This window comes from Ureibacillus suwonensis (genome assembly GCF_042655065.1).
GTDB lineage: Bacteria > Bacillota > Bacilli > Bacillales_A > Planococcaceae > Ureibacillus > Ureibacillus suwonensis.
In genome coordinates this window covers 1-11,719 of sequence record NZ_JBHSNQ010000047.1, presented here as the reverse complement: position 1 = coordinate 11,719, position 11,719 = coordinate 1, and the positions used below count along the sequence as shown (strand labels likewise).

Annotated in this window: 5 protein-coding genes and 1 pseudogene; all 6 read right to left on the bottom strand. The window is 40.0% G+C overall.

All coding sequences use genetic code 11. The features are described from left to right. Positions 1-951 precede the first annotated feature (951 nt). Complete coding sequence (gene pabB / locus ACFPOH_RS04360) at positions 952-2,700, bottom strand: aminodeoxychorismate synthase component I (RefSeq protein WP_390308918.1); 1,749 nt, start codon at positions 2,698-2,700, stop codon at positions 952-954. A 486-nt stretch (positions 2,701-3,186) separates the two neighbouring features. Further along, positions 3,187-7,605 (bottom strand): coiled-coil domain-containing protein, encoded by a 4,419-nt coding sequence (locus tag ACFPOH_RS04355; RefSeq protein WP_390308917.1) that lies wholly within the window; start codon positions 7,603-7,605, stop codon positions 3,187-3,189. Beyond that, a complete protein-coding gene (locus ACFPOH_RS04350) occupies positions 7,589-8,332 on the bottom strand; it encodes a DUF6063 family protein (protein WP_390308916.1) in 744 nt (247 codons plus the stop codon). Before ACFPOH_RS04350 ends, ACFPOH_RS04355 begins: the two co-directional genes overlap by 17 nt. Further along, complete coding sequence (locus ACFPOH_RS04345) at positions 8,319-9,827, bottom strand: replicative DNA helicase (RefSeq protein ID WP_168412867.1); 1,509 nt, start codon at positions 9,825-9,827, stop codon at positions 8,319-8,321. The genes ACFPOH_RS04350 and ACFPOH_RS04345 overlap by 14 nt, the downstream gene beginning before the upstream one ends. After that, on the bottom strand, positions 9,797-10,831 hold the full coding sequence (locus ACFPOH_RS04340; RefSeq protein ID WP_390308915.1) for a Wadjet anti-phage system protein JetD domain-containing protein: 1,035 nt from the start codon (positions 10,829-10,831) through the stop codon (positions 9,797-9,799). The genes ACFPOH_RS04345 and ACFPOH_RS04340 overlap by 31 nt, the downstream gene beginning before the upstream one ends. A 237-nt stretch (positions 10,832-11,068) precedes the next feature. Further along, positions 11,069-11,719 (bottom strand): annotated as a pseudogene (locus ACFPOH_RS17110) (IS4 family transposase); the annotation flags it as partial.

The following is an 11,719-nucleotide window of genomic DNA, read 5'->3' as shown; positions in this document are numbered from 1 at the left end:
CGCCCTTGTTGGTTCGAAATCAAACCATTGACGTGTTTGTCAAGAGCGATTGCGGCGGCATTTCCTCTAGTTTCGCTAGATCACATCCCTCCAAAACTAAGTTTTCATAGATTTTTTGACACTACCAGTTGTTTGGAATCAGGGGTTGGACATCGATGGATTATTTTGGATGAAAGGTACAAATCCCCCCTTTCGACTTGAAAATCAAGTGCTGTGCTTTTTGGGTTTCGAGGTATTTTGTAGGGAAAACGTTTCCATCATTGCGGCTATTGTTTCAATCCTATGCATGAAAGGGCTTGGACTATGAAGATATTTCTTTAAAAAGTCTAAAAGAATTAAATGGGGACAAGGGGCAAGATGAAAGGATTTTATCATTGTAAACGATGAATGGAGTTTACCGATTGGATCAAGCGAAACCATATTCATTATTTCATTATGATTGTAACGTTTTGGATTTTTTCCGTCTAAAAAATATAGATTATCCAAAAAGGTCTTAACCGAAAAACTTTATATATTTTAAAAAGTTTTGGAGTGGTTCATTTTTTCTTTTCAAAAATATAGGCTGAAACATAACGAGCTTCAAGAGGTATTAAAAATTTAGAACAGCCCATGAAATTTCGTTACAAAATTTCATGGGCTGTTTTCATTTTATTAAGAAGGTTTTGTCCCACCCTCAATCCGTACGAACTGCCGCGTTTCTAAATCAAAAAAATTTGTTTGTTAACGCTCCCGGTTCCTAGTCGCGGAAGTAACGGGTGGAAAGTTATACAAACATTACAATTAAATATCCCTTTAGATTTATATAAACATGAATTGTTCTTTTAACCAATGGTATGTTTATATGCACAAGTCCATACAATTATACATTTTGGACTCATGCTGAATAAAGATAAAAACATAATAAACTTGTCTTGCAGATTATAGGTATCTTGAGCCAGAAAGACTGACCATTCAAAATCCCCGGACCAATTCAATTTCAATCCACTTTCTTACACTATTGATAAACCAAATTTTCGAACAGCTTTTCAAATCATCCAAGGTCAAAACCTTTTCCTGAATCTTCTCCGCTTTCAACAGATGCTCACGGAAAGTGCCTGCAAGGAGCCCGCTTTTGACAGGCGGCGTCCACAGTTTCCCGTCGATTTCCAACACGACATTCCCGTTGATGAACTCTGTCAATTCCCCTCTTTCATTCCATAGCAGAACATCAAAAATTTCATCTGACGCCGGCTTGAACTGCTCATAAATATCCCGATTCGTCGTTTTGTGATATAAAAATAAATGTTCCGAATGGATTGGGCTTTTGGCAAGAATCGCTTTTTTCGGAGACTGCATTTTCACAATCGGCTGACCTTCGATTATACAAGCACCGTTTTGCTCCAATAGCAATCGCACTTTCCATTGGCCGGAAGGATTCGTTTTGGCAAATTCCTTCAGCTTCTTTTCCACTTCATCCGTGTTGACGGCATACTGAAAATAAGTTGCCGATTTCTTCAAACGGTTCAAATGCTCCTCCAGGAGAAAATACTCGCCGTTATCCAATAGCAAACTCTCCAGCAATTGGAACGCTTTTTCTTCCCTGTTCAGAAAAGCGCATTTGGCAAGAACTTCATGAAATTCGTCTTCAGCGGTGGAGTCCCAAGTAATGCCCCCACCGACACCATAAGTGGCCTTCCCTGTCTGATGGTCGATCACTACTGTCCGAATGGGCACGTTAAAAATGGCTTCTTGATCGGGCGTGATGTATCCAATAGCCCCGCAATACACTTCCCGGGGTGATTTTTCCAGCTGTGAGATGATATCCATTGTGCTGGCTTTTGGAGCCCCTGTAATGGAGCCGCAAGGAAAGATGGCTTTAAATACATCCACCAGTTCCGCATCTTGTTTCAACTTCGCCGTCACAGTCGAAGTCATTTGATGCACCGTCGGATATTGTTCGATTTCAAATAATTTGTCCACTTTCACCGTTCCCGTTTCCGCAACGGCTCCTACATCATTCCGCAGCAAATCCACAATCATTACATTTTCCGCACGGTTTTTTTCGGAATGATACAGCCAATTTGCCCGTTCCAGATCCTCTTCAAAGGTTTTTCCCCTTTTCACCGTACCTTTCATCGGCCGGGTTGTGATGTGATTTCCTTTCATATGGAAAAACAATTCGGGAGAGGCGGACAGGATGCTGTGTTCCCCTGTATGTATATAAGCACAAAAATTTGCCTTTTGGGCTTTTTTCATTTTATCAAATAAGGCAAAAGCGTCCCCTTGAAAGCGGGCATGTAATCGGATCGTATAATTCGTCTGGTAAGTGATCCCCTTTGCAATGGCGTCTTTAATGGATTGAATGGCTTCCCGATATTCCGATTCATTCGTATCAGGCTCCCACTCCGTCAATGAATAGGAACCTTGACTTGCCATCACTTGATATGTAGGTTCTTTATAAAGGCCGAACCACAACAAAGGCATCTGATAATCCGCCTTTGTTTTTAATGAAGAGTCGAAAGCCGGGGCGCTCTCATAAGATAAAAACCCCGCCGCATAATACCCTTTCTTTACCCATTCTTGCACTTCTTGAAGACAAGTTAACACTTCATGCATTTGGCTGGCAGAAATGATTTTTTCCGGATGAAGAAAAGCAATAGGCTCAATCATTCCATTCGATTTTGCAAATTCGAAATAGAGAAATGGCGTTAGTTCGTTCATGAATCATTTCCTTTTCTGTTTAGAAATTTCTATACATAGTATAGTAAAATTGTGTGTTATTGCAAATTTTTATTTTTTATCAACCATGAATCCAACAGCTTTGAGAAGAGAAAAGATGTGGCTGATTCATGCATAAATCAAGCAGGATATTAGCCAAAGATGGCACAATAATAGTCATTCTGCTTCAAATTTGTAAACATAATAGCCAGAGGAGGAAAAAAGGGAATACTGAGAGGCGATAATAGTCAAATTGAGGAAGATATTAGTCATTTCTTCAAAGATAATAGTCAATCTTAAGAAGATAATAGCCATTGTGGAAAAATAGGGAATACTGAGAGGCGATAATAGTCAAAGTTGATTCGATAATAGCCAAAATGCCAAGGATAATAGTCAAACTTGGCAAAATAATTGCCAAAGCATTAGAAAAGAGCGAATGAGAAAGCCAATCATCATTCTCATTCGCTCTTTTGAATAAACCCACGTTTTCTAGAACAAAGACATTTGTTCCTTTTCTGTTAGTCTTTCCAACGCTTCCGGTTCATGGTCGCGGAAGTATGCGTGGTGGAGCCATTTTTCCGTTGTGACGATTTGTTTATTGGCTTGTTTGGCTTCACGGAGTTTGCAGCTATAAATTACAGGGAAATAATCCCGCAAAAACTTCCCTTCCGCATGGGCGGTCAATGCGATGATTTGAAATCCCAATTGTTCCGCAACAAAGAAAACCGGACTGAGCACATGATCGCTCGATGCTTTGCCGAATGGATTGTCCAAAATCACCACCCGGCTGTGCTTCATGTTTGTTTTTTGATGCTGTTTCTTTTCAGCGACGTATTTTAACAAGCCCAAAAACAACGTCATATTTTTGCTCCATTTTTCTCCGCCTGACCATACATTGCTCTGCTCCCAAGAATAGGACCTTGTCGACACTTTATTTTCGTTTGTCACTTTGCGGCAACTTACTTTCATGCCTTCATTTTTCATCACCACTTGCAGAAGCTGTTTGGTTTGCATCCACATTTCAATGTCATTCCGAACTTTCGTTTCATCCTGAAGGCCATTTTCTTTTACATAACGATCCGACTCCAGTTGAAGCATGATCCACTCAATGTAATCGCGGATCCGCTGCTTACCTTCTTCTTCGTCCCATTGAGGGATCGTAAAAGTATAAATCGTTTTCCATTGATCCTCTTCTTTTACTTTTGTATGTTTTGGAATTTGTTTCAACTCTTCTACCACTGTTTTTAAATGGTTATGGATTTGGTTGATATATGCCTGCAATTCCTCATCTTTTTGCCGTATATGTTCATTGGCATAATTCGTCGACCGCTCGATTCGGATCATCATATTCTTTTTAAAATCCAATAACTCTTCATAACCCGTCTTATAATCCACACCTTCAATCGCCATTTTTTGCAATTTATTATCAGAAATCGTTGAACAAAACTGCTTATAAGCTTGTTTTTGGGCATCCACCGCTTCCTTTTCCTTCTCCACTTGTCCACTATGTTGCTCCAATTCTTGGATAATGGCTTTCACCATTTTCTTCCGATTATAGATAAAATCCATTTTTTCATTTTCACTTAAAGGGATTGTCACGACTTGCGGTGCGTTAAAATGATGTTTTTCAATGAATTTGATCAGCTCGCGTTCCGCTTCATCAATCTTGTTTTGCTCCCGTGACACTTGTTCCATCTGTTCATCCAAATAATTCTTCTCTTTTTGAAGCGCCTTCTTTTCTTCAGCAAGCTCTTCTTCCGCTTGGTTTAATGGAACGGAGAATGTGTAAATATCATAATCCGGAAAATTTTCACGGAAAAGCTGTTTCAAATGATTTCTTTTTCCTTTTTGCTCTTCCTTTGCAGAAAGCTTTTCAGTAACCTGTTTTTCCAACTTGTTTAATGCCTGTTTCAACTCTTTTATTTTGATAATCTTATTTTGCAATAAATGTTCTCCATCTGATGGAAATTCCCAATGTTCATGCACATTTTCACATTCATTGCGGATCTGATCCATCTCTTCCTGCAGTTTAGTCAAATTGTGTTTGGCATTGGCCAGCTTTTCATTCAATTCTCCTATACTTTTTGACGCTTGATGGATTTTCAAATTCAGCGTCTGGATTTTGTCGCGGAGATTTTTCCGGCTTTCCCCGGTAAAAATTGGGGTCAATGATTGCACTTCTTTATACTCTTCATCATTTTTAAGAGAATCTAATTTCCATTTTAAATTTTGTTTGCGTTCCTCCAGTGCAGCCTTTTGTTCGTTATAATCCAATAATTGTGCGGCTAAATGTGCTTTTTTGGCTTTTATATTGGCCAATACGTCTTTCAACTCTTTTTCAACTTCCTTGGCCTCTTTTACTTCACGGCAATAATGGAAATATTGATTCCCTTCCTGGATTTTCCGTTCAAGCCCTTGCATTTCTTCTTGGCAAAGTTCCATTTGTTCCCCGATGGTTGTGATTTGATGCTTCAGATTCTTTCGCTGCTGCTCCGCATTTTCAATTTCTCTTTCGATTTGTTCGATTTTTAACATCGTTTCCGACCATCTTTTTTGAAAATCGGTCAGCCGTTCATATGGATAGTCTTTCAAAAATTGTTGGAAGGCTTGTAGGGCATATTCCCATTCTTTTTGTTCCGTTTCTTTCAGTTCTCTTTCCTTCGTCGCTTTTTCCGCATCCACACGGACTTTTTCTTTCCATTGCGCAAAGGTCTCTTCCATCATTCCTTTTTCCCAATGAGCAGGAATAATCCAGGAAGGCTCCGGTTGGACGGCATCTTTCTTTATCTTCGCCGCTTCTTCGGTCGTCAGTATTTGAATCGGGTATCGAAGTTCATCGGCAAGGTCTTCCACTTTCTTTTGCAATTCTTCCTTCGATTTATTGGTTGTAATCAAAGTGACAGCCCATAACGGATAGAAGATTTTTTCTTCATAATCCGCTTCATTCAGCATCTGCAAATATTCAATACCCGTTACACAATAGTCCAATTGATTTTTCCATGATTTTATCCGCGCTTCAATCAACGGATCGCTGAAAAATGTTTTCTGTTCCCCATAATCATCGACTAAACGCAATGCCACCCGCTCTTTGTATAATAAAACCTCTTTTTCCTTTTTCAATTTTTCGATGGTTTCATAAAGCCGGTTATAAATGGAGTGTTCATTTTCATAGACCGATTCCAGAATGGCCCATTGCGGTCTTAATCTTCCCAAAATTTGAATCATTTTTCTTTGTTCATTTTCAATTTGGCTTTTCTCGTTTTTCAATTGTTCTTTGGCAACATGCAAACCGTTCTTCTCATTTTTTAATTTTTCGATGGTTTCATCCAGCTCAATCGATTGCTTCTCTTTTTCCTTCTTCTCTCCGTGCAGCCGTATCAGTTCTTCATCCAAAAATTGATGGCGGTTTTGCCATTCGGCCATTTTCTCTTCCACTTGTTCGTGCTGTGGATTGGAAAGCAACAATTGTTTCAACCTTTCGATATCCGCTTCCCTCATTTGGATGGTTTTCTGAACACCGGCGATTTCCCTTTGCTTATCCAAATCATGTTTTTCGATGGAGCGCTTTTCTTCCTGCAAAGTATCGATTTGCCTTACAATCGGATTGAGTTCGAATTGGATTTGTTCCATATTCTTTTTCATGTCATCCATCTGTTCAATAAAATGTCCGAGCAGCGCCTGCTTCGTTTCTTCCAATTGGTTTTGCAAATCCGAGAGCTCTTCTATTTCTTCCAGCTTCTTCATTTCGCTTTCAACAAACGCAATTTCCTTTTGATAATGATTCAAAAGTTGCTTGCATTTCGCAAATTTCAATGAATAATAGGCAAGGCTATGTTGCTCCAGTTCTTCCTTTTTTGTGCCATATTCAACATTTGCCAGATTATAATCTTTCTGCAGTTGTTCGTATTTTTCTTCCTCAACGGCAATCTGATAAGACGCCACTTTCACTTCATGTTCTTTTTTCTTTTGAATCCAAAGATTGAATTGCTCTTCATTCTTTTCCATTTCTTTTGCAACATCGATTTTTTGAATTTGAATCTCTTCCCATATTCCTTTTGCCTTCTGCTTCGACTTGTCATAGGCAAGCTGGGAGGAATGCAGTTTTTCAAACGTTTGCACGTATTTTTCCAGTTGATGTTGGATCCGCTTGTTCTCTTCAATGGTTTCTTTCAGTTTTTTATAAAGTTTCAAATTATCCAGCTGTTTTTCAAAGATATCGGCAAAAAGGGTTGGATGATGACCCGCAATCGATTGTTCAACGGTCGGTATCAATAAGCGGTCAAATAACTGGGTGGTGTTTTTGCAGGCTTCGAAAAAGGCCTCGACGCCCCCTTCCGAGCTGTTGATTGTCACAATACTTTCCCATTCATCGGCAATAATATGGTATTGTTCTTCAATAAACTTCCGATATTCTTTGATTGTCGAAAACGTTCTTGCCGATAAAGGATATCGTTCCTTCATGCCATTGTAATAATCAAGCATTTCTCCCTTGTCGGCAGGTCTGGTGCCGCCTTGTCCTTCCCGAACAAAAGGAATGCCTTCGATTCCGTTCTGATCCCCTTCATCATATTCATAAACATAGCGGTAAGAATCCAATCCTTTATCCGTCATAAAAAGGGTCACCGCCGTCACAACATATCGCCGTGGACGTTCGTTGAGTATCCATTCGATCGCAATATGGGCCGGGGCATTTTCCAACACCAAAGTGTTTTTAATTTTTCGATCCGCCAAATCGGTATGGGGAATCATCCCTTGCAATACCGTTTGGATAAAAACGGTCTTCCCTCCGCCGTTTTCAAGAAGAATCGCCCCATTATATCCGTTGAATAAAAAGAGTTCATCATTATAACGCTTGTTGCCTTCTTCATAGACAATATTGGTCAATCTGATTTTATTGATGGCCGGCATGTTGTCCCTCCTTATCAAAACCGTAAAGAAACTCAAAAATCCCTTTGTTATATTCCACTGCCATGAAAAATCGCTGGATGATGGTCATCGCTTTTTCCGTCAAGGTGATTTCATTATTCCCGATTTCCCGGATCAACTGTTGGTCGTTCAAAAACTTTGCAACCATATGCAGGAAGCTCATTCGGCTAATCGTATTTCCTGATTGCCGCTTAGCGGTTTCCTTAATATCATCCATATCATCCCATTTTTCGATGATAGCGCTCCAATTGTAAGAAAACTCTTTTTCCGATGCTTTTAATTGTTCCTCATCATGGGATTTCAAATGATCAATCCGCTCCTGAATCAGCCGGATCCAATCATCCATGCCGATAAATTGCCTTGTGGGATGCGGACTTTGATAGGAATCATAAAAACTGCCGAAAAGAACAAGTATGCAAAAATAAAGAAGATACATATCCGCATTCGTCGCACCGGAACGCAAATATTTCCGTTTAATCCACTCATTGTTTACATGGAATGGAGACAGCTTCGGTTCAGGAACGAGAAACAGTTCTTCACTCGTTTTGATTATGGCGCAATGCACTTCCTGGCTGAACAATTCAAGAAGGGCGCGCACATCTTCATCGGCATTGTAGATTTGAACGGCCTCTTTGCCCAAAACCCCGTCCCTTGCCAGCTTCGTATATAGTCGAAAGGCTTGCAACACCGTTTGTTCAGAATAGTTCATCTTCATCCTCCAACTTTATGTTCATTTCACTGATGGAATAGCGATCTACTTTTTGAATGATCGCTTTATCTTCCGTAACGATTAATTTGCGTTTTCCCAATAATCGAAAGGCCTCATCAAAAACCGTTCTGCTTTCTTCATCATCCGTTCCCGCTTGAATAGGCGAACGTTGGTGGAGAACAATCCAAAAATCGTAGAAATACCGCATTTGGAATAGATTCTCCAATTGATTTCTTTCGAGATAGGATATGAACTCGGATAACGTATTGCCGCTATTTTCTTCATAAGCCTTCAGAAAATGTTCCATCAGCTCTTTATATTTTTCTGAAATCCATTGTTTATATGAATTGAAGCTGTTTTCGTCATCCACTTCATAAAAGTGGTATTCCACCTTCTCTTTCCGGTCTTCTACAATATTCTGCTCTTCCAAAACAGCAAGCGGCGACCAAAATTCATTTTCTTCCACTTTCAGGAAAGGATGGAGAACGCCTTTCATCGCATCCAACGGCAAAGGGGTGGACACAATGAGAGACACGATATCTTGGTCGAAGTTAAAGGAATGCATGCCCGTATAATAAAGCGACTCCTGGGCTGTAATCAAAGTCGTGTTTTTCAAATGGAGAGTCTGATTCAGAAGCTCGGAATGTTCATAGTGCACTTTCTCCAATTCCCTGTTGATCTGCAAAATGTATTGATACGTTTTCTGCTCCTTTTGATGAATATTTTCGGCAAACAATCGTTCCCTCGTTTCTTTGACAAACTCCCTCAATTCTTTGAATTCTTCATCTTCCCGTTCCAGCCTCTGAAAAATATCATCAAGCAGCTCTTTATACCGCTCAAACGTTTCTTCGGACACAATGCTTCGCTGGATTTCATGCTTCAATTTGACAATGCGTTCCTGCAACGTCTCGACGGCCACCCGCATTTCATTGATTTGCCGAAGTGCCCCCTTAAATTCCCCCTTTTCCAGCTGTTTCCGTAAAATCAATTGGTTGATGGAAATTTGAAACTCACTGTAAAACTCCTTCGTTGCAAAAATCAATTCCAATCCATCTTCATCCAATGTGTAGAATTGGGTATTCGTTCCGGCATCAAAATCGTTCGCCTTCAAAATGGAATATTCAATGGTCTCCTCCGCCTTTTCCTCCCAATCAAAATAACCGTAGCTGCGTTTTTTTCCGTGGGTCGGGCGGAAATTTTGAATCAAGGTTCTGGCCAGTTCTTCATAGGTTTCCTCTTTCAGCATATACACTTCTTTCGTGGCCTCTTTTAAAAAGGAAGCCAATTCTTTGACACCTGTCCTTTGATTTCGCATCAACTTCTGTTCAAAGAAAAAAAGCAAAGTGAGGAGGCCAAGCCCTTTCATATCAATCTTCGTCCCATTTAAATCAACATCCCTTTTCCGATCCAGTTCATTCAATGGTTCAAAAAGGGCGATGCGCCGGATCCGATCTCTGTATCCGCTTAATAACGCTTGCATATCCATCTGTTCCAATCGGATCCCCTCCAAATTTCCTGCAATTCTTTTGATTTTAAGATTTCCTGCGGGTAATACTTCCCTTGCGAAAACATCATCGCCAGTTGTTCTTGCTCCTTTTGCGGAAATTGGCTAATGAATTTTTCTTGAGCTTCAGTATATTGTCTTTGATATTCTTTTCCGGCGATCGGCTGTTTTTCAAGACAAGCTTTATAGAATGGCAATGCCAAATGGGCTTTGATTTTTTGATTCAACGAATGCCAAATGGACACTCCTTCCCGGTCAATGTCGCCGAAATAGAAAAAATGATGCTGGGCGTTGACCGGATATTGGTCCTGGAACTGTTCGATGCTATGGATGATTTTCTTCCCACTTCCGTAAATCAATGTGGAAAATTCAGTGGATGGCAAAGCCGGAAGCAGACCTTGATAAGTCGTTTTATTTTCAACAATCAGGTGAAACTGTGTCTCCTTTGTCACCAGCTTGGGATGGATGGCAAACATCAACGGGTCGGAAACAGGGATGATGTTAAAAGAATGGAAGAGTCCGATACGCTCCAGCAGCTCTTTTCCCCCTTTTTCAGTGAGCCATTTTTCATCCTGGACCAGTTCAAAACTGCGCTCCGGTGCAGGAACGGACTCTTCCGGAAAACCAAATGTTTTTATGTATTCATCGATTTTGATGAGATAAGGAAGATCGTGCCGCCAAATGGAAGGATCTTTTTTGTAATATTCATCAAGGTTTATGGATGGATGGAGCTTGTTGCGATAATGTTGAATCTCTTGATGGAAACCGGTTTGAAGCAGACTTTTATTGATCCGGTACTGAAAGGCGAGCGATGGATTTCTTGTCGTTCTTCCTTTAGACTTCACCATCTCCAAAATGCCTTCCTGTTCCAGCTTCAAAATAAAGCCGGCAAATTCTTCGTATGTATGAAAGAAATTCCCCATGATTGCTTCCAATGCGGATAATCCTATCATTCTTTTCGGATAGCCATTAAGTGCGCGGTAGATTTCATCCACTATCCTTACCTCCGAACATTCTTTTTTCCTATTTTACTTAAAATGAAGGGAAATTGGAAATACAAGTCTGTGAAGAAAGTTAGGGGAATGTTGCACAGTTCAAGAAATGTTTGGTTTTGGGGAGGGGATTTCAATAAAAATCGTTTTACGGGCAATCAATAGATTTGTCAAAACAATAAAAAATGAAAATTTTTGTTGAGAAGTGATTCCGTTTCTTTCCATTAATGTATTCTTTACTCAACTTTCGCACACAGAAATATGAAGACAGTCCTTGATATAACGAGGTAAAGAAGTAATCCAATTGGACAGTTGACACTGAAAAATGCCCATACTCAAATAAATCTTAGCTTCAGCCAAAGTTTGGGAAAGAGAAATCAATTGTAGTAAAGCCGTTTTAAAGTCCATCTCCTTTACTTCGTCACATAGAAACAAGAATAAGTTGCCCATGGTTTTAGGATCCTCTTCTTTCCGAAGTTGCCAAGCAATCAAGATATACCGAGTGAAGACAATGGTAGTATGGCTAATCATCATGTCATAGGAACGACCTTGAAACTCTTTGGCTAAATGTAAAAACGATTTACTGAATTTAAAAAAGGTTTCAATGTCCCAACGCATCCCATATTTCTTCATTAGACAGCGTGGTATCTGTACTCAAAATGGCCAGCCATTCACTTTGGTTGTTTCGATTCCGCACAAACACGATTTTCACTGGTAAACCCGTATGAAGGGTTGCGTGAATCGAGCCGAGTGTTTCTTTTTTACCAATGTCTCGTTTCGCTTTTCGATACAGTTGTTCCAAGGTTAAACGTTCTCCGTTGAAAAGATACCGTTGTTTCAGCTGTTTGACCATGCCAATGACAAAAAGGCCTTTGGAGTGAATCTTCTCCA

Bases quoted from the DNA above. Each gene is read 5' to 3' on its own strand.
- ACFPOH_RS04355 (WP_390308917.1), bottom strand. From the start codon at position 7,605: ATGCCGGCCATCAATAAAATCAGATTGACCAATATTGTCTATGAAGAA.
- ACFPOH_RS04350 (WP_390308916.1), bottom strand. From the start codon at position 8,332: ATGAACTATTCTGAACAAACGGTGTTGCAAGCCTTTCGACTATATACG.
- pabB (WP_390308918.1), bottom strand. From the start codon at position 2,700: ATGAACGAACTAACGCCATTTCTCTATTTCGAATTTGCAAAATCGAAT.